24 protein-coding genes, 1 other RNA gene and 1 pseudogene are annotated in these 26578 nt (G+C 38.2%); 3 read left to right on the top strand and 23 right to left on the bottom strand.

Going from position 1 to position 26578, the window contains the following annotated elements; all coding sequences use genetic code 11:
• The 6 genes and pseudogenes from EDC24_RS08130 to smpB all read right to left on the bottom strand — a co-directional run.
• A pseudogene (locus EDC24_RS08130) lies at positions 1 to 245 on the bottom strand (class I SAM-dependent methyltransferase); the annotation flags it as partial.
• A gap of 119 nt (positions 246 to 364) precedes the next feature.
• Positions 365 to 778: a VOC family protein gene (locus tag EDC24_RS08125; protein WP_124221471.1), complete on the bottom strand. Its 414-nt coding sequence runs from the start codon at positions 776 to 778 to the stop codon at positions 365 to 367.
• A gap of 135 nt (positions 779 to 913) precedes the next feature.
• Positions 914 to 1324 carry a PH domain-containing protein gene (locus EDC24_RS08120; protein ID WP_245998033.1) on the bottom strand — a complete coding sequence of 137 codons (411 nt, stop codon included), beginning with the start codon at positions 1322 to 1324 and terminating at the stop codon, positions 914 to 916.
• A gap of 243 nt (positions 1325 to 1567) precedes the next feature.
• Positions 1568 to 2305 (bottom strand): hypothetical protein, encoded by a 738-nt coding sequence (locus EDC24_RS08115; protein ID WP_245998030.1) that lies wholly within the window; start codon positions 2303 to 2305, stop codon positions 1568 to 1570.
• A 614-nt stretch (positions 2306 to 2919) separates the two neighbouring features.
• Positions 2920 to 3279, bottom strand: a transfer-messenger RNA (tmRNA) gene (gene ssrA / locus EDC24_RS08110).
• Between the two features lie 75 nt (positions 3280 to 3354).
• A complete protein-coding gene (gene smpB, locus EDC24_RS08105) occupies positions 3355 to 3816 on the bottom strand; it encodes an SsrA-binding protein SmpB (RefSeq protein ID WP_124221465.1) in 462 nt (153 codons plus the stop codon).
• 148 nt (positions 3817 to 3964) lie between these two features.
• Here smpB and EDC24_RS08100 point away from each other — a divergent pair, with 148 nt between their 5' ends.
• Positions 3965 to 4828 carry a GNAT family N-acetyltransferase gene (locus EDC24_RS08100; RefSeq protein ID WP_124221463.1) on the top strand — a complete coding sequence of 288 codons (864 nt, stop codon included), beginning with the start codon at positions 3965 to 3967 and terminating at the stop codon, positions 4826 to 4828.
• Positions 4829 to 4867: 39 nt separating this feature from the next.
• Here EDC24_RS08100 and rnr read toward each other — a convergent pair whose 3' ends face one another.
• The 11 genes from rnr to EDC24_RS08045 all read right to left on the bottom strand — a co-directional run bounded on the left by rnr (position 4868) and on the right by EDC24_RS08045 (position 17456).
• A complete protein-coding gene (gene rnr, locus EDC24_RS08095) occupies positions 4868 to 7072 on the bottom strand; it encodes a ribonuclease R (RefSeq protein WP_124221461.1) in 2205 nt (734 codons plus the stop codon).
• A gap of 15 nt (positions 7073 to 7087) precedes the next feature.
• On the bottom strand, positions 7088 to 7834 hold the full coding sequence (locus EDC24_RS08090) for an alpha/beta hydrolase (protein ID WP_124221459.1): 747 nt from the start codon (positions 7832 to 7834) through the stop codon (positions 7088 to 7090).
• A 132-nt stretch (positions 7835 to 7966) separates the two neighbouring features.
• Positions 7967 to 8197 (bottom strand): preprotein translocase subunit SecG, encoded by a 231-nt coding sequence (gene secG / locus EDC24_RS08085; protein WP_124221457.1) that lies wholly within the window; start codon positions 8195 to 8197, stop codon positions 7967 to 7969.
• Between the two features lie 306 nt (positions 8198 to 8503).
• Complete coding sequence (locus tag EDC24_RS08080; RefSeq protein WP_281274507.1) at positions 8504 to 9748, bottom strand: dicarboxylate/amino acid:cation symporter; 1245 nt, start codon at positions 9746 to 9748, stop codon at positions 8504 to 8506.
• A 134-nt stretch (positions 9749 to 9882) separates the two neighbouring features.
• On the bottom strand, positions 9883 to 11166 hold the full coding sequence (eno, locus tag EDC24_RS08075) for a phosphopyruvate hydratase (RefSeq protein WP_124221453.1): 1284 nt from the start codon (positions 11164 to 11166) through the stop codon (positions 9883 to 9885).
• A 241-nt stretch (positions 11167 to 11407) separates the two neighbouring features.
• Positions 11408 to 12943, bottom strand: coding sequence for a 2,3-bisphosphoglycerate-independent phosphoglycerate mutase (gene gpmI / locus EDC24_RS08070; protein WP_124221451.1), 1536 nt, complete (start codon positions 12941 to 12943; stop codon positions 11408 to 11410).
• On the bottom strand, positions 12933 to 13697 hold the full coding sequence (gene tpiA / locus EDC24_RS08065; RefSeq protein ID WP_124221449.1) for a triose-phosphate isomerase: 765 nt from the start codon (positions 13695 to 13697) through the stop codon (positions 12933 to 12935). The genes gpmI and tpiA overlap by 11 nt, the downstream gene beginning before the upstream one ends.
• Positions 13697 to 14893, bottom strand: coding sequence for a phosphoglycerate kinase (locus tag EDC24_RS08060; RefSeq protein ID WP_124221447.1), 1197 nt, complete (start codon positions 14891 to 14893; stop codon positions 13697 to 13699). Before EDC24_RS08060 ends, tpiA begins: the two co-directional genes overlap by 1 nt.
• A 140-nt stretch (positions 14894 to 15033) precedes the next feature.
• A complete protein-coding gene (gene gap, locus EDC24_RS08055) occupies positions 15034 to 16041 on the bottom strand; it encodes a type I glyceraldehyde-3-phosphate dehydrogenase (protein WP_124221445.1) in 1008 nt (335 codons plus the stop codon).
• An 18-nt stretch (positions 16042 to 16059) separates the two neighbouring features.
• Entirely contained in the window at positions 16060 to 17079 is a 1020-nt protein-coding gene (locus EDC24_RS08050; RefSeq protein ID WP_124221443.1) for a sugar-binding transcriptional regulator, read from the bottom strand.
• 122 nt (positions 17080 to 17201) lie between these two features.
• A complete protein-coding gene (locus tag EDC24_RS08045; protein WP_124221441.1) occupies positions 17202 to 17456 on the bottom strand; it encodes a glutaredoxin family protein in 255 nt (84 codons plus the stop codon).
• An 81-nt stretch (positions 17457 to 17537) separates the two neighbouring features.
• On the opposite strand from EDC24_RS08045, the gene EDC24_RS08040 reads away from it, so the two are divergent.
• Positions 17538 to 18764 carry a mechanosensitive ion channel gene (locus EDC24_RS08040; RefSeq protein WP_124221439.1) on the top strand — a complete coding sequence of 409 codons (1227 nt, stop codon included), beginning with the start codon at positions 17538 to 17540 and terminating at the stop codon, positions 18762 to 18764.
• Between the two features lie 44 nt (positions 18765 to 18808).
• Here EDC24_RS08040 and EDC24_RS08035 read toward each other — a convergent pair whose 3' ends face one another.
• The 6 genes from EDC24_RS08035 to EDC24_RS08005 all read right to left on the bottom strand — a co-directional run bounded on the left by EDC24_RS08035 (position 18809) and on the right by EDC24_RS08005 (position 24452).
• Positions 18809 to 19669, bottom strand: coding sequence for a methyl-accepting chemotaxis protein (locus tag EDC24_RS08035; protein ID WP_124221437.1), 861 nt, complete (start codon positions 19667 to 19669; stop codon positions 18809 to 18811).
• A gap of 18 nt (positions 19670 to 19687) precedes the next feature.
• Positions 19688 to 21145: an aldehyde dehydrogenase family protein gene (locus tag EDC24_RS08030; RefSeq protein ID WP_124221435.1), complete on the bottom strand. Its 1458-nt coding sequence runs from the start codon at positions 21143 to 21145 to the stop codon at positions 19688 to 19690.
• 321 nt (positions 21146 to 21466) lie between these two features.
• Positions 21467 to 22378 (bottom strand): VOC family protein, encoded by a 912-nt coding sequence (locus tag EDC24_RS08025; RefSeq protein ID WP_124221433.1) that lies wholly within the window; start codon positions 22376 to 22378, stop codon positions 21467 to 21469.
• Between the two features lie 28 nt (positions 22379 to 22406).
• Positions 22407 to 22922 carry an SRPBCC domain-containing protein gene (locus EDC24_RS08020; RefSeq protein WP_124221431.1) on the bottom strand — a complete coding sequence of 172 codons (516 nt, stop codon included), beginning with the start codon at positions 22920 to 22922 and terminating at the stop codon, positions 22407 to 22409.
• Between the two features lie 49 nt (positions 22923 to 22971).
• Complete coding sequence (locus EDC24_RS08015; protein ID WP_124221429.1) at positions 22972 to 23298, bottom strand: ArsR/SmtB family transcription factor; 327 nt, start codon at positions 23296 to 23298, stop codon at positions 22972 to 22974.
• 863 nt (positions 23299 to 24161) lie between these two features.
• The gene (locus tag EDC24_RS08005; protein ID WP_170158512.1) at positions 24162 to 24452 is read right to left on the bottom strand and encodes a DUF3221 domain-containing protein; all 291 of its coding nucleotides are present in this window, start codon (positions 24450 to 24452) and stop codon (positions 24162 to 24164) included.
• Between the two features lie 379 nt (positions 24453 to 24831).
• Here EDC24_RS08005 and EDC24_RS08000 point away from each other — a divergent pair, with 379 nt between their 5' ends.
• Positions 24832 to 26199: a TrkH family potassium uptake protein gene (locus tag EDC24_RS08000; protein ID WP_124221425.1), complete on the top strand. Its 1368-nt coding sequence runs from the start codon at positions 24832 to 24834 to the stop codon at positions 26197 to 26199.
• Positions 26200 to 26578 lie beyond the last annotated feature (379 nt).

The following is a 26578-nucleotide window of genomic DNA, read 5'->3' as shown; positions in this document are numbered from 1 at the left end:
CACAACTTAATCATTTCAGATGAAATATCGGTACTGAATGTATTTAATCCTTGCTCTTTGAAATAAAGACTATCTTTCCCTGTTCCTGCTCCAATCTCCAATAAACTACTATAACTTTCATTATGTATCAGATTCAAAAAATTCTCTCTTTGTTTAACCTTCCAGTCGGGTATATTAGATGTATTTCTTTCAACTGCCTTCTTGTTATATGACTCAGTAATATTTTTTAAAAATGTACTTTTCATTTTATTTCCCCTTTTTATTTTACTTCTCTACTAATTGCCCCTTTAGTTGATCAACGCTAGAATTCCTTCTTCAACTATTGCCCCCGTTAGCACAATAAGTAATAGTTTTTGATTATTGTTCAGATTAAATATTTTTCTTTGAAAATTGGACTAAGTTCACTCCATACATCAAATTTATTATCATCTAAATCGTAAAAAACAAAATTCCTGCCAGAGTGTCCTCTGTTTTCAATATCTCCAACTCTTATCTCTTTTTCTATAAATTCCTTATGTACTGCTTCTAGAGCATTTAACCCATTAACTTCAAAAGTTAAAGAAAAACGTTCTTGACCATAAATATCAATAAAATTAGAACTTTGATTTTCATTTGACTTAACTAAAAAAATACTTTGGTTAGCAAGATTTAAAATCGCTTTGTCTTCATCTATATAACTTAACTCCGCACCTAATTTATTTACATACCATTCAGATGAAAGTTCTACATTAGTTACTGGAATATAAGTAGTTCCAACCCTCAATAATTTCTCACTCATTTTTAAAACCCCTTTCAAATTTTTATAATTCGAAAACAATTATCTCATTATGTACCTTTCTCCTGAACAAGAGTCAAACTTCTCTCTTCAATTCTTGCCTTTTTACTTGAATATTGCTTTTTATCCATTTAAAGGTTAAATTTTTTTAATTTGAATATTGGAATTTCTCTTTTCTAACTCGTATATAAATTCATCTATGTTTTTAGGAGAGATTTGTATTGTATTATATTTTCCGTAATTTATTTCAATTCGGTACATTGAAAGCGAGGGAGCTGTAAATGGATTCTTGGTCTCCCTAATACTGTGAATTTCATCAATCTTTATTTCCTTTTTAAAAGGTCCGTATTGTATTTTGATAAAATTGTTTTGGATTGTATATCCAGTCTTAAACCATATCCATAGTAAACAAAATCCTATTGGACATAAAAAAACTATTTTGATCCAATGTTGGTCCAGGAACTCAGGGGTCATCCAAACTCCAAAGTCTGGAGAGAAAATAGGTGGCACAATAAAAAGAAATGCAAACAACCAAACTATAATTGTCATCCATGAGTCTTTTTTTGACGAAAAATACAATTTATCACCTCTATTTTACGTTACGAATAATACCTTTTATGGGTCTCAAAAATACATTGAAGCTTACTCCACTATACTTCCTATTTAGCTCAAGACCTTTCTAAAATAATGTTAACATAATATTCCAACATTTTATCAGATAAAATAAATAGACGACCAACATAATGATCGCCTTCTTAAGCTATTGCCCCAGTTAATTGAACAATTATCTTTTTATCCACTTAAAGAGTTTATATTAAAATTTATCTCCTCAACCATTTTTTTTGGTTCGTCAGTCCTAAATACAATCGTTTTAACATATTTTTTTCTTCCATACGAACTTATCATTAAAACAGGTTCTTTTAAAAAGATTTCATACTGTGGAGTATCCATATTCAACAATGCGTAATACGTTTCTTTAGATTTATTTTCCCAAATGCCACCTTGTTCTCTTGCGGTTTTGATACTTTCTATATTTGTAATATCTAATTCAATACTGCTCTGGTATCCAAAGCGAATAATGAGTTTATCTCCATAAAAGTTATGAGGCAAAAATCGTACAGAATTATACAGTCCTATCATATAAAGCAATGCATAGATATTTATTATTGTAAAAATCCACGCAGCAACTTCACTCCATAACTGGATAAGAAAATGAAATAATATTCCTTCCAATATAATTAAGATTGAGAATACGATTACAATAGTCTTTATCTGCGAAGTCTTATGATATGAATAGACTTTTCCATTTTCAATCACGGTTGGTTTTCTGAACCATCCTACTATTGAATAATAGAAAACGCTTAGTTCTGTTAAAATTGCTTCTAAAACAAAACCGTTGCCCAATTTAGGTTCAAGCGTTATTCTAGTTATTTCAAGAAAATCGTTTTCTTTACTTTTATTGTTTCTCTTATAGCGGATTATGCTTTTTATAACACTATACACTACTACAATTACGATACTAACTTCCAAGACAGGTATAAGCCAAATCAAAATCTGATTAAATAATCCCTTTTGCGAAGAAGGGATTATTAAATGGGATGCTCCCAAACATACAATAATTGAAAGATAAACAAATAATTTCGGCATTGACTTTGGACGTATCAATAACCAATAGACACTCATTGGAGGGAGAATCATTAGGGTTAACGTTAATAAAATTACTGTAATGTTGCTAATATTACTAAGCCGTAAGATAAAGTAACTTCCTCCCATAAAACTTAGGAGAAACACAAGTAAAATTGGAACATAGAATTTTTTTATGACCTACACCTCCCACTACAAATTACGCTTTTTCTTGTTCAACTAACCTGCCCCGTTAATTTAAGTACATTTCTTCACAAACTCTTAAAATTCTTTCTTAAATCGTAACATAATTATCCATTTTTTAGTTCATTGTTTTATAATGAAGTTATTAATAAATTAATTTACATTTGTATAAAACAAAAAAACTGTAAACGCTATTTAATGTTTACAGTTCATTATTTCAAGCATAAAATTGTAGAGAGTTTTTTAAAGCATAAGTTTGCAATTACTGCAAACTTATGCCTTAAGTCACACATTTGCATTTTAGTTTTAATGCAAAATTATGGAGACGGCGGGAGTCGAACCCGCGTCCAAGGATATCGGCACTTAAGCTTCTACGAGCGTATTCGGTATATTGTCATTCGCCGACCCTTCAGCCTACCGACAGGCTTCCGAGTGACTAGTCTGATTATTCTCTTCTAAAGACCTCAGACGGTGGCCTTTAGCGTAGCCCGCTTCGTTTGAGACCCTTCAGGCTGCCACACGGGCGATGGCAGGAAGGATCCTGTAGAATCTGCTTACGCAGCTACAGCGAAATCGTTTTGTTTGCCAGTTATTATTAACTGTATGACGTTTAACGAGTCGTCACCTCGGCTCGCTACTTAAGCTCGACCTATCCCTGTCGAATCCGGAACGTCCCCGGATAAAATCAAACTTTATTCGTTTGTATACTTATTATAACACGCACTCATACAATTGAAAATGGAAATACTTGCTTAGTAGTTATCCTTTAAAGCGCGTTCGACATCGCGTTTCATGGCCTTTTGTTTTAAGTCTTCACGTTTGTCATATTTCTTCTTACCTTTACCTAATCCAATCAATAACTTAGCCACACCGTTTTTAATATAAATTTTGAGTGGGACTAAGGAGTAGCCTTTTTGCTGTGTTTGACCAATTAGCTTATTAATTTCTTTTTTATGAAGTAAAAGTTTTCTTGCTCGTGTTGGTTCGTGGTTAAATTGGTTGCCTTGCTCATAAGGTGAGATATGCAAGTTATGAACATAAGCTTCCCCTTTTGAGATCCGAGCGAAGGCGTCCTTTAAGTTCACTCTTCCAGCGCGAATCGATTTAATCTCTGTACCTTTTAGCACAATTCCCGCTTCAAACGTTTCTTCTATAAAAAAGTCATGTCTAGCTTTTCGGTTTGTTGCAATGGCATCAGAACTTTTTTTCGCCATTTCTCTTCCTCCTCACTGCATAACGATATTTTACCAAATACAAGGCGTAAAGCAAACTGTCAAAATCCTATTTAACGTTTTAATAGACAATGATTTCATTTTTGTGGCACTATATGTAATTAGATAAGAATTTAAGGGGGTTCACGACATGATTGACACCGTTCAAATTCGCCCGTTAACCATGGATGATTATGATCTTTTGACGCAAATGGAAACGGGTATTGAAGATGACTATATCATTCGGATCTGGGAGCGACTCATGACGAATGATGAACATAAAGTATACGGTTTATTTGTTGAAAGTCAACTCGTATCCATTGCGGGTTATACGATATTTGCTGAACAATATGCGATGCTTGGCCGTTTAAGAAGTGACATTCGTTATTCTGGGAATGGTTATGCCACTCAATTATTCAAACATATAATAAAAGAACTTAATCAAGTCCCAGAGATTAAGTGGGTTGGAGCCAACACGCAGCTCCATAACTACTCAGCCTTAAGAGTGATGGAAAAATCGGACTTACCTCAGTTAATAACATTTCACGCGTCCACCTTGGTTAAACCTAGGCTGTTAAACTACGAAAAAGGTGAGCCTTGGACTCCAATTACCTCTTTAGATGAGAAGCGTGAGTGGACTTCTAAATTTGAACAGGATTCTGAGTTAATTTTTCCATATCAAGCTTACTATCCTTTCCCTGCCTCTTCTAAGTTGTTTAAGGATGATGAGATTAAGGACTGGTATTTCTTTAAAAACCCAGAAAACGACCGCGTGCTAATCATCTATTACGACCAGAAAAAGTATAACTATGCGCATGTCGTCTATTTATGGGATGACCTGTTTGAACAGCCAGGCTTATGGGAAACCATCTTTGAAACGCATGAACTCTTCAAAAAAGAGTACGGTGAAGATGTTCATATTCGCACTGACTTAACGGATACGACCCGCGAAAAAGCAGTCGATGACGCCTTTCAAATTCAAGACCCTTGGATATTACACGGAAAATGGAAGTAAACCATAAAACAGCCACAGCGATCAACTGTGGCTGTTTTTTTATTTGTTTTTACGTGGTCGTTTATTGAGTTTCTTTGCCTTAATAACCTTAGGCTCCTCAACAACCTCATCGTCTTCATCTGCGCTGACAATTTCAAAATCAACGGCACGTTCTTCAACGTTGGTGCTGACGACTTGTACACGAACGGCATCGCCAATTCGATAAATATTACCTGTCCGCTCACCGATCATCACTTGGTGGCGGTCATCGTAATGGTAATAATCGTCGGTTAGCGTACTGACGTGCACTAAGCCTTCAATCGTATTCGGAAGTTCAACAAACATACCGAAGTTCGTGATTGAGCTAACGATACCATCAAACTCTTCACCAATTTTATGACTCATAAATTGAGCTTTCTTAAGGTCATCGGTCTCGCGCTCAGCATCCACCGCACGTCGTTCCATTTCGGATGTGTGACGAGCGATGTCTGGGAGTTTTTGACTCCAATGATCTTGCGTGTCTTTTCCTATATTGCCCTCAATTAAATACGTGCGTATTAAGCGATGGACAATTAAATCTGGGTAACGACGAATTGGTGATGTAAAATGTGTGTAGAAATCCGTCGCAAGCCCAAAGTGTCCGACACTCTCAGGCGCATAGCGGGCTTGTTGCATGGATCTTAGCATCAGTTTAGAGACAACTAAGTCCTCTCTACTGCCGCGTATTTCTTCTAACACACCTTGCAAGGCTTTTGGATGAATGTCATCCATCGAGCCTTTAATTGTATAACCTAAGTTAGCAACGAATTCAAAGAATGTTTGAAGTTTGCCAGGATCTGGGTCTTCGTGAATTCGGTGAATAAACGGCACGTCCATCCAATGGAAATGCTCAGCAATTGTTTCGTTCGCGGCTAACATAAAGTCTTCAATGATTCGTTCAGCTTCGCCACGTTCACGAAGGACTACATCGGTCGGCTCGCCTTGATCATCGACTAAAATTTCTGCTTCCTTAAAGTCAAAATCAATCGCACCACGCGCCATACGTTTATTTCTCAAAACCTGAGCAAGTTCCTGCATGTTTTCAAACATCGGCACAAGTGATTCGTAGCGGTCTCTTAAAGCTTCCTCACCACTTAGAATGCCGTTAACGTCAACATACGTCATGCGCTCATTCGTTTTAATGACAGATTGGAAAATTTCATGATTAACGATATCGCCGTTTGAATCGATTTCCATCTCACAGCCTAACGTTAAACGATCAACTTGTGGGTTTAAGGAACAAATACCATTAGACAGTCGGTGCGGAATCATCGGTACGACACGGTCGGTTAAATAAGTACTTGTACTTCTTTCAAATGCTTCCTTATCAATTGGTGAGCCTTGGGTTACATAGTACGAAACATCGGCAATATAAACGCCTAATAAGTAGTTGCCGTTGTCCATTTTTTCAACACGAACGGCATCGTCTAAGTCTTTGGCGTCAGCACCGTCGATAGTCACGATCATTTTGTCTCGTAAATCACGGCGGTTCGGGATTTCGTCTTCTGAAATCTCATCCGGCACTGAGTTCGCATGTTCGATCGTTTCCGGGTCGAAATCCGAATTGATCCCATGCTTGTGTAAAATCGATAAGATCTCAATGCCAGGGTCATTTTTGTGACCTAAAATATCAACGACTTCCCCTTCTGCACTTTTTCGTCCTTCAGGGTATACAGTAATTTTGACAATAACTTTATGTCCGTCAATGGCACCGCCGGAATTACCTTCTCGGATAAAAATATCATTCGGGATTCGCTTATCATCAGCAATCACAAAGCCAAAACGACCATTATCCTGATACGTCCCGACAATTGGCGCGTTATTGCGTTCTACGATTCTTACGACAACACCTTCTGGGCGGTTCCCTGCGACTGAATCCGATTCAACGCGAACGAGTACTGTATCACCATTCATCGCTGTCATTAAATCGGACTGATGAATGTAGATATCAGATCGGTCTTCATCATCCGGGATTAAAAATGCAAATCCTTTAGAGTGCATTTGAATACGGCCACGGATTAGGTTCATTTTTTCCGGTAAGCCGTAGCGGTTTTTACGATTTCGTACGAGCTTTCCCTCTTCTTCTAGTTCATTTAATGAATTCATTAATGTTTTTAGTTGATCACCATCGTGAAGATCCATTTCTTCTTGAAGGTCCGAGACTTTCATCGGTCTTTGAACCTCTTCTTCAAAATACGTCATCAACTGTTGTTTCAATCCTTCCATATTGTCACCTCATTTCTATTCTGACCAATCCAGCCCTTCTAAAAATTGATAGACGTCTTCGTGCACCTGATCTTTGTAATCACTTAATGTAATCACGTGTGGTGCACCTTCGTACCACTTAATATCTTTTTCGTCTGATTCAATATTTTCATAAATATAATTGGCACTATCTTTATTAATCATGTCATCTTCTTCTGCCTGAAGTACGTACGCCGGAGCGTAAATGGTATCAACATTGTCATGCACTTCCTGGATCAAATGACTGAGCGTTTCAAACGTCTCATCGGAATCTTTCATTAATTCCTCTATTTCATTCTGGATTTGGTCGTCTTCTTTCTTTTCTAACTGCTTATATTCTTTCGCAAATTGCTTAAAACCTTGCGTCAATTCCTCAACATTATCAAAATACATAGGTGTGCAAATCGGAATTACGGCTTTTACTGGTTTGTTGTAAGCTAATTTAAGAGCGAGTACACCTCCTAATGATAATCCTGCAACAGCAATTTCGTCATAACCTGAATTTTTTAAATGATCATATCCATCTAACACATCCTGCCACCAATCATTAGCTGTTGATTTAACTAAATCCTCTGGCGGTGCACCATGACCTTCATAAATCGGCGCGTGTGATGTGTAGCCTTTTTTCTCTAAAAATCGCCCTAGCATTCGAACATCTGCTGTATGGCCTGTAAATCCATGTAGTAATAAGACAGCTCGATTCCCTTTTTCAAATGTAAATGGTTCTGGTAGTTTAATTTCCATCTTGATCTCCTCCCGCAACTCACTTCTTCTAATTTTCCCTATTTAATGGATTGCTAATCATTACCAATGCATGTTTCCATAAAAAAACAGTAAGCATGACACTTACTGTTTAACCTAATCATTTATTTTGTCTTAAACAATATAACCTAAAAGGAAAGTGATGACCATAAATAATACACCAAACACAATTGTGAGACGGTGCAATACGCCATCGATTCCTCTTGCTTTTTGTTTACCAAATAATTGCTCTGCGCCACCTGAGATTGCACCAGATAGGCCAGCGCTTTTACCAGCTTGTAGTAAAACAACAGTTATTAATCCGATTGTTACAATAAATAATAGCGTCACTAAAAATGTATACATACTCATTGACCTCCTAGTTCATACGGACAATTCCATAATATAAATGTAGCATACTCATAGCCTAAGTTGCAAGATAATATTTATAGGGATTATTCTGTAGTGCCTTGAAGTAATCAATCGACGAAAGTCTCACTCCTTTTGCTTAGTGCTCAAATAAGTGCGATTAGTGCTCAAATGACGTAATTACTGCTCAAATAGATCCAATTAGTGCTCAAAAAGATGTTCTTTCTCCTCAAAACACATAATTTAGTGCTCAAAAGGCTTTCTATAAAAATAAAAAGGGAGCCCATGCGAGCCCCCTTAACATTATGATGCTTGTTCTTCAGTTGGATTTTTCTCTTCTAAATCTTTCTCAGTTTCAGATACGAATAAGGCACAAGTCGCATCACCTGTAATGTTAACTGCTGTACGCATCATATCGAGTAAGCGGTCTACACCTAAAATAAGGCCGATCGCTTCTGGCGGTAGTCCAACTTGATCTAAAACCATTGCTAACATAATTAGACCCACCCCTGGTACACCTGCTGTACCGACGGATGCTAATATAGCAATCAGAAGTACGGTTAATAATTGAGTGAAACTTAAATCAACTGCATAAACTTGAGCGATGAATACAGTTGCAACGCCTTGCATGATCGCAGTTCCGTCCATATTAATCGTTGCGCCTAGAGGCTGAACGAAACTACTGACTGATTTTCGAACGCCTAAGTTTTCTTGAGCAGTTTTCATACTAACCGGTAAAGTAGCTCCACTACTTGCTGTACCAAATGCGACACTCATCGCTGGCGAGAAGTTCTTTAAGAACCATATCGGACTTTTCTTAGCAACAAATTTAATAACGGAACCGTAAGTGACGATGGCATGAATAATTAGTGCTACAAAAACCACTAAGAAGTAAGCAGCCATCGATTTAATCGCTTCCATTCCAGCCCCACCAACAGCTGATGCGATTAGACCAAATGCACCAAATGGAGCAGTGTACATAACAACCATAACTAAATACATAACTAACTCATTAGCCTGTTCAAATAAACGATAAATGCGATCAGTTTTCTTCGATAAGATCGTTAAACCAAAACCTATGAAAATAGCAAAGAATATGATCTGTAGCATTTCACCATTTGTCATAGCGGCGATTGGATTCGTTGGGATGATATTTACCAACGTATCCACAACAGATGGTGATTCTGAAGCTTCGTAATTTGCAGCGCTTTCATCCATGAGTCCAGGTGAACCTGGTTTAACGATAAACGCTAGTGTCATCGCAATTGTAATCGCTACCGCAGTTGATAATAAGAAAAAGGCGATTGTTTTTCCTCCGATACGCCCTAACTTTTTCGGATCGCCGATACTAGCTGTACCTAATACTATTGAGATAAAGACGATAGGGACAACCATCATTTGAATTAAACGTAAAAATATATCCCCTAGTGGTGAAAAGAAATAGTAGTCTACTGAATCGAATACATTTGGCATTAAGAAGTTCATGCCTAAACCTACAATAATACCTAATAAAAGCGATATTAAAATCCATTTTGTTAGATTCTTCAAAAAGATCCCTCCCCTTTTGATTAAATGGATACTTTATATAATAATAGACGAGCTATTCTAGTTTAGCACACGTTTGACCATTACACGGATGTTAAAATCATCCCCATCTGGGAATTGATGGGGATGGTAAAGGTTTATTTTATGTTATAAAAAGCTGATGTGCCTGCGTATGTTGCAGCAGTTCCTAAATAATCTTCAATGCGTAAGAGCTGGTTATATTTTGCTACGCGATCCGTACGGGATGGCGCACCTGTTTTAATTTGACCAGCATTTGTTGCAACAGCAATATCTGCGATCGTCGCATCTTCCGTTTCACCTGAACGGTGAGAGATGACTGCTGTATATCCAGCTTTTTTCGCCATTTCAATCGCTTGGAACGTTTCAGTTAATGTACCAATTTGGTTAACTTTAACGAGGATTGAGTTGCCGATGCCTTTTTCAATACCTTCATAAAGCTTTTTAGTGTTGGTTACAAACAAGTCGTCACCGACAAGCTGCACACGGTCGCCAATGCGATCGGTTAATAGCTTAAAGCCGTCCCAGTCATTTTCATCTAGACCGTCTTCAATTGAAACAATCGGGAATTTATCGACTAACGACTCGTACCAATCAACCATTTCTTCAGCTGTACGGGTTACGCCTTCGCCTTTAAGGTTGTACTTGCCGTTATCATAAATTTCAGAAGCAGCGACGTCCATTGCTAGTTTCACTTCTGTACCTGGCTTATAGCCTGCTGTTTCAATCGCTGTCACGATCGTCTCAAGCGCTTCTTCGTTCGATTTTAAGTTTGGCGCAAAACCACCTTCATCACCTACAGCCGTGTTGTAGCCTTTATCTTTCAGAACGTTCTTAAGCGCGTGGAAGATTTCAGCACCTTGGCGTAACGCCTGTTTGAATGTTGGTGCGCCAACCGGCATAATCATAAACTCTTGAATGTCTACGTTATTATCCGCATGCTCGCCACCGTTAAGAATGTTCATCATTGGTGCAGGAAGCTGTGTGGCATTGAAACCACCTAGGTATTGATAAAGCGGGACGCCAAGATAGTCAGCCGCTGCATGAGCAGTAGCCATTGATACGCCTAAGATGGCGTTAGCGCCTAGGTTACCTTTATTCTCAGTTCCATCAATCGCAATTAGTTGTTGGTCCACTAAAACTTGGTCCGTTACGCTAAAACCTACAATTTCAGGCGCAATGATTTCATTGACGTTTTTAACCGCTGTTTCAACGCCTTTTCCTAAGTAACGATCTTTGTCGCCATCACGAAGCTCAACCGCTTCATATTCACCTGTTGAAGCCCCACTCGGCACTAAAGCTGTTCCGAATGCTCCAGACTCGGTGGATACTTCAACTTCTACTGTTGGATTACCTCGTGAATCCAACACTTCTCTAGCATAAACATCAACAATAAATGGCATGTTTAAAACGCTCCTTTATAATTTTCTAGGCCTTTGTTTCGGTAAGTTTTTTAATAATTACGGCCTGTTTTTCCGATTTTACGGCAAGTTCTTGAAATATTACGTTAAAATTTTCAAACTTATCGGCAAGTTTTCTGACTTTACCAGCAGGTTTTCGAGATTTATCGGCAGGATTTAAATTTTATCAGCAGGTTTTCAAGATTTACCCGCAAGTTTTTCAAATTTACCAGCAGGTTTGGAGTTATCTTTTAATTAAAGACTCGCCTGTCATATCTTCAGGCTGTTTAATCCCTAACAACTCTAACACAGTCGGTGATAAGTCGCCTAAAATTCCGCCGTCTCGAATCTCGACGCCTTCTTTCGTCACTATCACTGGAACAGGGTTCGTCGTATGTGCAGTCATTGGGCTTCCGTCATCGTTCATGACTTGGTCAGCATTACCGTGATCGGCTGTAATAACCGCATGGCCGCCTAAGCCATGAATTTTATCCACGACTTTTCCTAAGCATTCGTCAACCGCTTCGACTGCTTGAATCGTCGGCTCAAGTCTACCTGAGTGCCCGACCATATCTGGATTAGCAAAGTTTAAAATAACGAGATTCGGCGTGTCATTTTCTAACTTATCTAGTAAGGCATCAGTCACTTCGTACGCGCTCATTTCAGGCTTTAAATCATACGTTGCAACTTTCGGCGAATCAATTAAAATTCGGTCTTCGCCGTCAAACTCCTGATCTAAACCACCATTCATGAAATATGTCACATGCGGGTATTTTTCGGTCTCAGCAATACGTACCTGAGTTAAACCTTCATTTGCAACGACATCACCAATCGTATTTTTTGGCATTTCAGGTGGGTAAGCCACGTCGACATCAAGCTCGTCACTATATTGCGTCATCGTCACCATATAAAGATCACGAATGTCCTCATACTGTCCTTGAAAAACATCTAATCGATTGTTCGTTAATACATCAGTTAACTGAAGTGCGCGATCAGGTCTGAAGTTGGCAAATATAACGGCGTCGCCATTATGCACTTGAGCGACAGAATCGCCATTTTCAGTCATGACAAACGGCTCAACAAACTCATCAACGACGTCTTGTTCGTATGATTGTTCAACGGCTTGAACAGCGTCTTCAGCTATTGAACCCTCGCCTTTTCGAATCGCGCGAAACGCTTTTTCCACGCGCTCCCAACGATTGTCACGGTCCATGGCGTAATAGCGGCCAGAAACCGTCGCCAATTTTCCAACGCCTAGCTCGGACATTTTCTCATTTAACTGCTTTAAATAAGTCGTCGCCGTTTTTGGACCAACATCGCGTCCATCTAAAAACGCATGAACATAAACTTCGTCAACGTCCTGCTCCTTCGCCATTTCAAGCAAAGCAAAAATATGATCGATATGACTGTGCACGCCACCGTCTGATAAAAGTCCAAAGATGTGAAGCGCACCATCATGACCTTTCGCATGCGATGAAGCATTTGCAAACGCTAGATTTTGATGAAACTCGCGATTTCTAATCGATAAATTAATACGTGTTAAGTTTTGATATACGACACGACCTGCGCCGATGTTTAAATGGCCGACTTCGGAGTTGCCCATTTGACCTTCTGGAAGGCCGACCGCTTCGCCAAACGCCTTTAATGTTGAATGCGGGAACTTGTTCCAATAGCGGTCAAAATTCGGCGTGTTGGCTTGCTTCACCGCATTGCCGTATTCTTCGTCGCGTAAAGCGTATCCGTCTAAGATGATCAGAGCTGCCATTGGATTAGCGGGCATTCTGACCAGCCTCCACTAATTTTAAGAAATCTTCTTCCTTAAGACTCGCACCACCAACAAGTGCTCCGTCAATATCTGACATGCCTAGTAGTTCTTCAATATTTGCTGGCTTAACGCTTCCGCCATACTGAATACGAACAGCTTCCGAAACGTCTTCGCCAAATTGATCTTTAACGACCTTTCGAATATGTGCACAAACCTCATTTGCTTGCTCACTTGTCGCTGTACGACCAGTACCAATTGCCCAGATCGGTTCATAAGCAATGACAACTTGCTTCGCTTGCTCTTCAGTTAAACCGTCTAGCGCTTGTCTGACTTGCCCTTCAACAAAACTCATCGTCTCGTTATTATCACGCTGTTCTAACGTTTCACCAACACAAACAATCGGGTTTAAATTATTTTCAAACGCCGCAAGCGTCTTCTTATTAACCGTCTCATCCGTCTCATTGTAATACTGACGACGCTCAGAGTGACCAATAATGACATAATCGACTAATAGATCTTCAAGCATTTGCGGGCTTACTTCGCCAGTAAAAGCACCGCTTTCTTCATAATGCATATTTTGTGCGCCAATTTGAACATGATACTCCCTTGCCGCTTCGGTTAAAAACGGAAGATGAACAAATGGTGCGCACACCACTGTATCTACCTCGTCACCCGAAGGAACTTTTTCGCGAATATCGACGACAAATCGCGCCCCTTCTGCGACTAATTTATTCATTTTCCAGTTTCCTGCAATAATTGGTTTTCGCATTATTTCACCTCATCTTCATGATCTTTTAATGCTGCAACACCTGGTAACACTTTACCTTCCATAAACTCTAATGATGCACCGCCGCCTGTTGAAATGTGATCCATTTGATTGGCATATCCGAACTTCTCAACGGCTGATGCGGAGTCACCACCGCCAATTACAGTGTAACCTTCCGTACGAGCTAAACTTGCTGCCACACCTTTGGTACCATTAGAGAACGCTTCGTATTCAAACACACCCATTGGTCCATTCCACATTACGAGCTTCGAATCTTGAATAATCTCATCAAACTTCTCAACCGTTTTAGGTCCTACGTCAAGTGCTTCCCAATCAGAAGGGATTTCTTCAATTGGAACCACTTTCGTATTCGCTTCACGTGAAAAGTCATCTGCGACTACGCAATCAATCGGTAAATGAAGCGATACGCCTTTTTCCTTCGCTTGTTCAATAAAACCCTTCGCCATATCAATTTTATCTTCCTCAAGAAGCGACTGTCCGATTTCGTAACCTAATGCCTTAATAAACGTATAAGACAAGCCACCGCCGATTAATAGATGGTCCACTCGGTCAAGTAAATGGTCGATTACACCGATCTTATCCTTAACCTTCGCCCCACCAATAATCGCTGTAAATGGACGATCCGGATTTTCTAAGGCTTCACCTAGTACACGTAATTCTTTTTCTAATAAAAGTCCAGACACAGCTGGTAAGTGATGTGCCACACCTTCAGTCGACGCATGCGCACGGTGAGCTGCGCCAAAAGCATCATTGACATAAACATCAGCAAGTGATGCAAATTGCTTCGCTAACTCTTCATCATTTTTCTTCTCACCTGGATGGAAACGGACATTTTCTAGTAGTAACACTTGGCCGTTCTCTAAACTATTCACGTTACTAACGACCTCATCACTATACACGTCGTCTGCCTTCAGTACAGGCTGATCGAGTAAATTGCTTAAATGTTGCGCCACAGGATCTAATCTTAGTTCATCAACCACTTCGCCACCTGGGCGACCTAAGTGACTTGCCAATACAACACGCGCGCCTTGGTCCACTAAATACTGAATCGTCGGAAGCGCTGCTTGAATACGCGTATCATCAGAAATTTCACCTTTTGAAATTGGCACGTTAAAATCCACGCGACAAAAAACACGCTTACCTTTTAATTCGATATCTTTTACCGTCATCTTACGCATAAAAAAATTACCTCCATTAGTCTTTATGTAACTAATATAGCAGTTCTTACTTACATCGACAAAATTCTAGAAAATAGGGAGGAACAACTGAATGTCCCTCCCTATATTTTACCATTATTCAACCAATCATTCGAATAAACTTATAAACCTTGCTTAGCCATGTAAGCTGCTAGGTCTACGCAACGGTTTGAGTAACCAGATTCGTTATCATACCATGCAATGACTTTTACCATATTATCTTCAATTACAAGCGTAGATTCGCCATCAACAATAGAAGAGTATGGGCTTCCGTTATAGTCACTTGATACTAATGGAAGGTCGCTATAGTCCATAATACCTTTTAATTCATTTTCAGCTGATTCTTTAAGTGCTTGGTTTAACTCTTCAGCTGTTACGTTTTGATCTAATTCAGCCACTAAGTCTACCAATGATACGTTTGGCGTTGGAACACGCATCGCCATTCCTGTTAACTTACCATTCACTTCAGGTAACACTTTTGCAACCGCTTCTGCTGCACCAGTTGTCGTTGGGATGATATTCTCAGAAGCTGCACGCGCACGACGGTAGTCTTTATGTGGTAGATCTAAAATTTGCTGATCATTAGTAAATGAGTGAACTGTTGTCATGATGCCACGCTTAAGCCCAAACTTGTCGCTTAGTACTTTTGCTACTGGAGCTAAGCAGTTCGTTGTGCAAGATGCGTTTGATACGATGTCATGACTATCTTTGTCATATTTATCTTCGTTAACACCCATTACAACCGTTAAGTCTTCATCAGGTGCAGGTGCTGAGATGATAACTTTCTTCGCTCCTGCTTCAATGTGTTTATTAGCTTCTTCACGCTTACGGAATAGACCCGTTGATTCGATAACAACCTCAACACCTAAGTCGCCCCAAGGTAAATTCGCTGGGTCGCGTTCAGATAACACTTTGACTTCTTTTCCATCAACTGAGATAGCGTCACCTTTCGCTTCAACGTCTACATCTAATTCACCATGAACCGTGTCATACTTTAATAGATGCGCTAACATGTCAGCATCTGTTAAGTCGTTAACCGCTACAACCTCTACGTCATCATTTTTTAAAGCTGCACGGAACACACGACGTCCAATACGTCCAAAACCGTTAATTCCTACTTTTACTGCCATTATGAATACCTCCTAAAATTATTGTTGAGTTAATAAGTATCGAGCAATGGCTTCATCAATAATGAGCACATCACTGCGCCCCCATTTGAAGAAAGCCGAAATTGCCTTACATTTCGATGTACCACCAGCAACCGTTATTACGTTCTTATCATCGGTTAAATGCTCTTTCGTCATTCCGATTGAGTTCAACTGGTGTATAGTTTTCCCGTTCTGGTCAAAGTAATAACCAAAAGCTTCGCCAACTGCTGAATTTTCTTTTAAAATGTCCATCTGCTCAGCACTTGCTTTCCGGCGATTCGCCATTTTAAGCGCATCACCAATGCCGTGAATCACCATATTGGCTTTCTCAATTAACGAAATGACATCTTTAACCGCTGGCTCTTCCATCATTTTCGCGTAAACTTCTTTACCGACCGTATCCGGCACGTAAAGTAGTCTGTAGCTACCATTCATTTGCTTCGCCATCTGCACGCAAATTGAACTGGCTTGATATTCGTGCATATCTCCTAGTCCACCCCGTGCTGGGACAAACAAAGGACGAATGCGGTCAATCGGGTGCAACTGACTAGCAACAGCAGCCATCGTTGAACCGCCTGTTACCGTCACAATGGAATCATCTTGTACCAACTGATTCATTTCATGCGCAGCTGCCTGACCTAACAGTTGCTTTACATCTTCGTCTTGATCCGCATCGCCTGGGACAACTTTGACTTTTTTAACTGGAAGTGTTTGATTCAACTTCACTTCTAAGTTATCAATGTCAGAAATATCACGCATGACTTCAGGATAAGCTCCGACAAGTTGCTTGCCTTCATCACTCACCCACATCCCTTTAGTGGTGACCGATACTAATTCTTGTTCGACTAAAAACTCAATCTCACTCCGCATTTGGCGTTCCGTTTTATTCAAACGGTCAGCCAACATTCTGCGGCCGATTGGCTCATATAAGTGAATCGTTTTTAACACATGATAACGCCTGTCGATCACATCTAACAGATCAGGGACAAGCATTTTTTGAAACTGATAAAGTTTATTCAAATAACGATCACCTTCTTTTAATGGTCAAAAAATGTCCTTCAGTTAGTCAAAAAATGTCCCGCGTAGATCAAAAAAATATTCTATCATTAGAATAGCAAACCGATTGTACTTTGGCAAACAATTTATGCCTTAAACTTCTCGGATAAAACATCATCTAATGTCGCCATATTAAGCTCTGTTGCATCAAGTTCTACTTCACCAATATTCACAACTGGAATTTTCAAAAAATACTGCTCATGTAATTGATTATTCTCTTCGATATTATGCTCTATGACTTCAAATTCATACATCAATTGATACGTCTCGAGCATTGCTTTGGCTTCGTCACATAGTTTGCATTCAGGTTTTGTATAAAAGTGGACTTGGTTAGCTGACATATAAATACACCTTCTTAAATGTTTTAGATCGTGATATTAGGTTATATAAAAAATATACCATACAAAAAAGGAGAGGATTAAATGAACGATTTAGCCACATCATTCCAGAATATGCTGAACGATTTAATCCAAGCCATTCCGAATGTCATTACAGCTTTACTACTTCTATTATTAGCTTGGATTGTTGCAGTTGTATCCAAAAACATTGTCCAAAAACTCTTTGTCAAAATTGGATTACACAAAGGATTAGGTAAAACACCTGTCGTTGAAGATGAAAATCAAGGTAAAAGCATCTTAGAAAGCCTTGGTAAAGTGATTTATTTCCTTGTATTCATTTTATTCTTACCAGCGATTTTAGACGCTCTAAATATGAGATCGGTCTCCGAACCAATCTCCAATATGATGGATAAACTTCTCGGATTTATCCCTAACCTCATAGCCGCATCTATCATATTAGTGATTGGAATCTTCATTGCTAAACTCATCAAAGACCTTTTCGAAAAGTTTTTCAGAAGCCTAAACCTAGATGACTGGTTCAACAAAGTCAGTCCAAATAACACAGGCGGAGATGACGTTCAAACAACACTATCCACTGTTCTAGCCAATATCATTTATATCATCATTCTAATTCCAGTCATCACGATGGCACTTGAAGCGTTAGAAATCAGAACGATCTCTGAACCGATTCAAGCTGTCTTAAATGATGTCTTAACCATGATTCCAAATATCTTCGTAGCGATCGTTCTATTAATTGTTGGTTACTATCTAGCAAAACTACTAGGCAACTTATTAACAAACCTTCTACAAGGTACAGGTATTAATAATATCTATGAATCATTTGGCTTAAACAATGAAGATAAACCAAACGTAGATCTAGCTCAATTACTCGGAACGGTTGTCAAAACATTAATCATTCTATTCTTTACAGTTGAAGCCTTAAACGTTCTAGAACTTGAAGTGCTTAACACTATTGGAGACGCGCTAATCGGATATCTACCGTTCTTAGTAAGTGCCCTACTCATTCTTGGTGGTGGACTATTCTTAGCTAACCTACTAAGTAATTGGATCTCGAAATATACGAACAGTCCATTCTCAGCCGAAATCGTCAAATATGTTGTGATTGTATTTGCTGTATTCATGACCCTAGACCAACTACAATTCGCAAAAACAATCGTCAACATCGGCTTCCTACTCATTCTAGGTGGTCTTATGATCGCATTCGCCATCTCATTTGGTATTGGCGGCCGTGAATTTGCTAAAACACAACTCGGAAAACTTGAAAACAAATTAAGTAAGAAAAATGAATAGATAAAAATACGGCACCCAGCATTGGTCGGGTGCCGTTTTTATTACTACTCTTTTTTAAGTTGTTCTTCAGCTAGTTCAGCTAAATCCTGTGCGTTTGTACTAATTTCTTGAATGGTAGATGATATTTCTTCAATTGCAGCCGCTTGATTGTCCGTCATTTCATGAATGCCTGTGAACGATTCATCAAGTTGCTGGATTAAACCTTGAATTCTATTTGTTGCTTCATCGATTTTGTCCACATTGTCTTTAGAATTAGTCGATAATTTCCGAATCTCTTCAGCAACAACTCCAAAACCTTTTCCAGCATCACCTGCTCGAGCAGCTTCAATTGATGCGTTTAACCCTAGTAAGTTACTTTGATCAGAAATACCTTTTACAACCGATGAAACCTCACCTATTTCCTCTGTACTTTGATTAACTTCTTTTACCTGAGAAGAGACTTCCGTCACATGGTTCGCTAATTCTGTAATAGAACCTGTAACTTCTTGAACGGATGCCGCTGTTTCTTCAACAACCGCTGAAAGGCTTTCAGCTACTTCATTAAGTTTATTTGCTTTTTCTAAACTTGTACCAATTCCAACACCGCCAACGATTGTCCCTGTCTCATCTTTTACAGGAAGCGCCCTTGCGATTAACGGAAATCCAAATAACTCTTTCGGCACAATTTCTGACTTTTGTTCATTATTTCTAATTGCCTTGGTAATAATATCCCCTTCTACTAGTGGGTCCCCTGGTTTAACATTTAATGAAAACGTCTCACCAGGAATATTAATGATTAATTTCTCAGTATCATAGATTCCAACTGTAATATCATCATTAATTAATCGATTAAGCATAGGTGCTACTTTAATAAATGCATTTAAAATATCTGATTGTGTTTCAACTTGAGGTGTTTGTTCAGTCATCATATCCCTCCATTATTATTAGTATGGTAATTGACGCTGACCATGATTGATCGAAATCCATTTTAACGTCGTAAATTCTTCTAAACTCCACTCACCATTTAAACGACCAATGCCGGACTGTTTTTCGCCACCGAAAGCAACAATCGGTTCATCATTAATCGTAATGTCATTGACATGAATCATCCCCGTTTGAACTTGTTTAGCTAGCTGTACGCCACGCTCACCATCAGCCGTATGGACCGCACCACTTAAACCAAATTGAGCATCATTGGCGATTTGAATCGCTTCCTCATCTGTCTTAAACTTCATAACACCAACAACTGGACCAAACATTTCCTCTTGAGCTACATCCATATCTGTCGTCACATCAGCTAAAATCGTTGGCTCCACCATGTTTCCAGAAATATTACCTTTTAGAACTGCTGTTGCGCCTTGCTCAATACCTTTTTCTATTAATCTCTCAAGGTTCTGAGCAGCCCCTTCATTAACAACCGGACCAATTACCGTATCCGGATCGCGAGGGTCACCCGTTTTAAGTGATGCAATTTTTTCTTTAAACTTACTTACAAACTCATCATAGATCGACTCATGAACCATGACCCGGTTCGCCGACATACAAATTTGTCCTTGGTGCGTAAAACGACTGAACGCCGCTGCATTCACCGCATAATCAATATCGGCGTCATCTAACACGATAAAGGCACTGTTGCCACCTAATTCAAGCAATGGCTTTTTAAAGTTTTTAGCTGCTACCTGAGCAATGTGTCGACCAACGGCTGTTGAACCAGTAAATGAAATAATTCTCGGAATCGTATGCTCGACAAACGAATCCCCAATTTCTTTGATGTCCGTCACAATGACGTTAAAGAGCCCTTTTGGAACGCCTGCTTCTTCAAAAATCTTAGCAATCAACGTCCCACCAACAATTGGCGTTTCCTCATGCGCTTTAAGTACAACACCATTTCCTGCACCAAGAGCCGGAGCAATCGATTTAATCGATAAGAAAAACGGAAAGTTAAACGGACTAATAACACCGACAACCCCTGCCGGTAAACGATATAACCGATTTTCTTTTCCATCCTCAACAGATGGTAAAATCTTGCCCTCTTTCTTTAACGGAAACGTTGCCGCTTCTTTAATCATATTTTTAACAAGACCGATCTCAAAAGCCGCCTTAAGTCGAGTCCCACCTAATTCATCAATGATAATATTCGCGATATCCTCTTCGTGCTCTTCTATGTACTTCACCGCATTTTCAAGAATATCTCGCTGTTTATATGCGTTAATCTGATTCCATTCTTCCATCGCATCTTGAGCTGCTTGATAAGCTTGATCAACATCATCAGTCGAAGCCATTTTAAATTCTGTTATGAGCTCACCATTATAAGGGTTCAGGTCTTTTAACGTTTTACTACTTTGTCCATCAATCCATTTTCCTGCAATGAATTGTTTGTTTAATAATTGAATGTCTAACATGATATCCCTCCTAATTGGAGGTATCGGTTAATATTGGATAAATATGAAGGGTTTTGTTAAATGTCGCAATTGTCTAATTACATAACGATTGTTATAAAGGAAGTTTGTTTTACCGTTGATGTTTATGATCAACGCAGACAAAAGAAAACTACCTTGCTTAAGGGAGCAAGGTAGTCGTAAGAAAAACTAAGCATCTAAGAGAGTGAACAGCTCACTATCATGCATGCGGAGCTGTGATGAGATAGCATTCCTTTTAATTATAACTTATATTATTCAATTCTTTCATGTAACATACACTTATATTTAATATACAATTACAGACTATTTACCACGAAACGCCTCCTCCAGCTTACGTATATCAAACTTCTTCATCTGTAGAAACGTTTGGGTCAGACGTTCCTTCTGTTCGCCTTCAGCCTCCGACAGCATTTCCCCCATCACTTCGGGCCAGACTTGCCATGAGACACCATAAGGGTCTTTTAACCAGCCACATTGTTCAGCCGTTGGATCTGAAGAAAGTCGATCCCAATAGTAATCAATCTCGTCTTGATTTTCACATTTAACCAATAGTGAGATGGCTTCATTAAACTTAAAATCATGTTGCTGCGCACTATCCATAGCCGCAAACCACTGATTCTCAAGCATAAAATCCGTATACATAACCGTTCCTTCTTGTTCTGGTTCCATACCACTAGGATAACGTGCCAAACTCCCTCTCTCTGAGTCGTTAAAAACAGAAAGATAATAATCAGTTGCTTCCTCTGCCTTTCCAGCCATATCTTGAACAAACATCATCGACGGCATGATAAACGGTTGTTCTTCATCCTCTTCACTCTTTAGTATCAATTGCCACGTAAGACCATATTTGTCTTGGATCCAACCATAGCGTTTACTGAAAGGATATTCTTGAAGTGGCATAAGTGGTTCGCCACCTTGCGCTAGATTATCCCATAGTGAGTCCAAGTTTTCCTTCGCATTTGGATCCTTAGATGGATCGAAATTTACGAAAAAGGAAATTGAAGGGTTAAATTGAAAATGTGGCCCTCCATTAATGGCCATAAACGAAAATCCTGCTAGATTAAATGACACGATATCACTATCTCCAGACGGCGTGTCGTTTACAGTCGAAAGATTTGTAATGGCTGAGTCAGGAAAAATAGACGTATAAAACTCGGCCGCTTCATTTGCTTGATCATCAAACCATAAATGCGGGACAATTTTTTGATTATGCATTAAATTCCTCCTTATTAATCTTGAGACCTTACTGAACCTTGTTAAGATAGTCTTCTAGGCGATCCCAAGTTTCGGTGATACCTTCGAGCATGCCCATATCCATAACTGTTTTAAGATCTTCAGCAGATTTGAACTCAGCACGATTCACGAGCTTTGTTTGACCACCTAGATCGACGAATTCTAATGTATTCTCAGAAGGTGGTAATTCTTCATTTATGTTACCTTCAGCATCCGAAAAATAATCTGTATATGCTATCATCTCAGGCTCGATGATATCTTTGTAAATGGCTTTACCCCACGCTTCCATTCCATAAAAATCACCTTGATTAGGGTCTACACATTTCATACAGTAATGCCAAATACCTCCCCGCCTAAAATCAACTTTACAAACGGGAAGTTCCCAGCCAGCAGGTCCCCACCAATGCTTAAGGTGTTCAGGCTTTTTAAACATTTCAAAAACGAGGTCACGCGGCGCATCAAAATCACGTTCAAGAATCAGCACCTGGTCATTCTCCACTTTAGAACTCATTTCATTAATAGACATATTAAGTTCCTCCCTTGATTTAGATTTAGTAAATAACTTTTTCTAATCATCAATTCAATGGTTTCTTACCTTGTAATACATCAAGATAATCATCCAATCGATCCATTTTTGCCTCCCACATTCGGCGGTAAGAGTTGAGCCACTTATCCATTTCCTGAAATGTTTCTGCCTTTAATTTATAAATTCTGCGATTAGCTTCAGGCTGAACCTCGACTAATCCAGCTTCACTCAACACACGTAAATGTTTAGATGTTTGAGGTTGGTTTAAGTCAAGCTGCTCTGTAATTTCCCCTACTGATAACGGTTGATCAAGAAGTAACTCTACGATTTCTAGTCGATTAGAATCTGCCAATGCACTAAATGTCTGTGCGTTCATGTTGAATCAGCTCCTACCATAATATTTTGAATACGACCGCCAAACTTAAGAGTTTTGTTAGCATAACACCTCCACCTTATTTAAATTTCAGTCGTACTATGATGTTATTTTTATTATTCCATTTAAGGAATATTCTTGTCAAGGAATATTAAGGAAATAGTTTTTCTGTACTACAAAATTAGAAATTTGACCTAAAACTGCGCTAAAGCAAAAGACACCGAATTTAATCGGTGCCTGATTTTAATAAGAAGCATTTTTCAACATACCTCTTATGGTACAATTTTCATACAATTACTTTTTTAGGGAATGGGGCGAAGTCTATTGAATAATGTTAAAACCATATGTAGGTATCTTTCATTTTTTTGTATACTAATTGGACTAGCTGCATGGCTCCCTAACATTATTCTCCAAGAGGCATACGGTTATTGGATCATCACATTTTTTATTAACCCCATTGGAATTTTTCTAGGATATTTAGGCAAAAGCAAAATAGGCATCATTTCAAATATCTTCATGAGTCTTAGCTTTTTTATATTCATGTATATTGGTTATTTATATCAATCAATATTTGGTTAATCCGACTTCTTTCCAATTATTAACAAAACTATAGCTATTAAGAATAATAGTATGGGGTTTAGTGTAGAAAGAAAGTTACTACCTGGATTGAGATACGTATAAACACCGTTTACTATTGTAATTATACATAATAAACCTAATAGTATTTTGTATTTGAGCATGATCAGGCTCACTCCCAACAAATGTGACGTTATCCATACTATATGAGTCTAATATTGTTTCTTGCATTTATTTAGTGCAAAAACAACCCCAATCCCTTTGTTGCAAGGGATTGGGGTTGTTTATATTTATTCAATAAATTCTATTTTTGATGCTCCAACCTGTAATGGATTGCTATCAAGAGGTTCATTACTATACCAAGTTTTAACTTTGTCACCTTTTTTAAAATCATTACGATCTTTTCCCTCAAAGACAGTATCATTAGTAATTGTTAAATCCACTTTTTCATTATTACTTTGTATCAAAAATGAATTATCATCGATATTAATAATTGATCCCGTCACTCCTTCATAGTGTAAGTTTTCTTCACTAGGAGAACAACTAACACACAGTAAAATAAAAGCGATGAAAATCGACATCATAGTTATTTTATTTATAATAAATCACTCTCCTAAGAAAAAATCTACGAAACAAATTTATGTGTTTTAATCTTAAAGTAATTGGAAAATTGATGCAATTGTAGATTATAGACAAAAATAACCTCAACCCCTTTGTTTGCAAGGGATTGAGGTTGTTTTCCACTCGTCAATTTTTATCAAAACGCTCTTCAAAGGAATTTATAATTATTTTTAAACGTTGATGTATTAGTAATTTCATCTTCTTATGTGTTGGAATATGTGTTGAAAACTTCCCTCTATTAATAGATTTTAAAGCAAATTTAATATTGATTTTTATATAAACCAGTGATTTACTTACCATATAATATTTTAAGCCACCGACTAAACGGGGGAAATATTTATGAAAATATTTTCAAAAATATTTAAAATAACACAGTTATCAACAATAAGATTAATTGTTCTCTTCTATGTTGTGGCCGTCTTGTTTTCGACAATATTATTAAGCTTTCCTTTTTTTCATAATGAAGGTGTGGAGTTAACGTTTATTGATCTATTATTTACAGCTGTAAGTGCTGTGAGTGTCACTGGTCTTACTGTCGTTTCTACAGCAGAAACGTTTAATGCAGCAGGTAGTATTGCATTAGCGGTCGTATTACAGTTTGGTGGCATTGGGATCATGACACTTGGCACTTTAATCTGGGTATTGTTAGGTAAAAAAATTGGATTAAAAGGGCGAGCGCTTATACAAATTGACCAAAATAGAGCAACCCTAGGGGGATTAGTCAATTTATTATTAAAAGTCTTTAAGATCGTATTAATCGTTGAATTGGTAGGCACTATAATCCTTAGTACTTATTTCTTACAATACTTCGATACGTGGTATGAAGCAATATTACAAGGCTTTTTTGGTGCAGTCAGTGCAACGACAAATGCTGGTTTTGATATTACCGGTTCATCACTCCAGCCATTTTCTAATGACTACTTCGTTCAATTTGTAAATATGTTATTACTAATCCTTGGTGCAATTGGTTTTCCTGTATTAATAGAAGTCCAGGATCTCATTTCGAAAGGGCGTAGAGAGATACATCCTAAAAACAGTTTTTCTTTATTTACAAAATTAACTACACTCACTTTTTTTATATTAATATTAGTGGGATTTGTATTAATTTTATTGCTAGAACATAATGGAACGTTTTTTGCTGATAAATCTTGGCATGAACGAATTTTTTATAGTCTGTTTCAAAGTGTCACGACTCGGAATGGCGGTCTGTCTACAATGGATGTAAGTGAATTCACAAACCCTACATTAATTATGATGTGTGCTCTTATGTTTATTGGGGCATCACCTAGTAGTGTTGGTGGAGGTATTAGAACGACAACATTTGCTATTATGCTATTAACAATTTATAACTTTTCCAAAGGGCGCCAATCCATTAAAGTATTTGGGCGTGAAATCGAAACTGAAGATATTATAAGATCATTTATTGTCATTACAACAGCTGGCATGCTATGTATTTTGGCCATTATTGTTCTGACTCAGATAGAAAATTTTCCATTAATGGCCATCATGTTTGAAGTGTCATCAGCTTTCGGAACGACTGGATTATCCATGGGCATTACACCAGAACTATCTACTCCAGGTAAATGTGTAATTATATTTCTTATGTTTGTGGGTCGTATTGGCATTTTCTCTTTCCTATTCTTATTACGAGGATATACTTATAAAGACAATTATCACTATCCAAAAGAGAAGGTTATTATAGGCTAATAAAAACTATATCGTGTCTTACTAAAAAATTGTTTTTGCTCATAAAGAAAAACACCTCTTAAAAGTCAAATTAATAATAATTTAGACATAGGAGGTGTTTTTTATGTTTCATATTATTTGGGCACTCTATTTGGGATTTTGATTTTAATATAAACGCCCTCGGAGGGAATCGAACCCCCATCGTGAGAACCGGAATCTCATGTGTTATCCGTTACACTCCACTCGGCAAAACACAAGACTCGCTCACGTGCAATCGAACTGCTTACGTAATATTTCGAGGTTAAATGTCGTGAAATTTCTACTTGCATTTCGTGTTATTTGATTTATTAACGTAATTAATTACGTTAATAATATATTAATTGAACGAAATGACAAAATC

The organism is Aquisalibacillus elongatus, assembly GCF_003843875.1.
GTDB classification, from domain to species: Bacteria; Bacillota; Bacilli; order Bacillales; family Alkalibacillaceae; genus Aquisalibacillus; species Aquisalibacillus elongatus.
The sequence above is the reverse complement of the archived record's forward strand: the minus strand, read 5'-3'. Positions and strand labels throughout refer to the sequence as shown.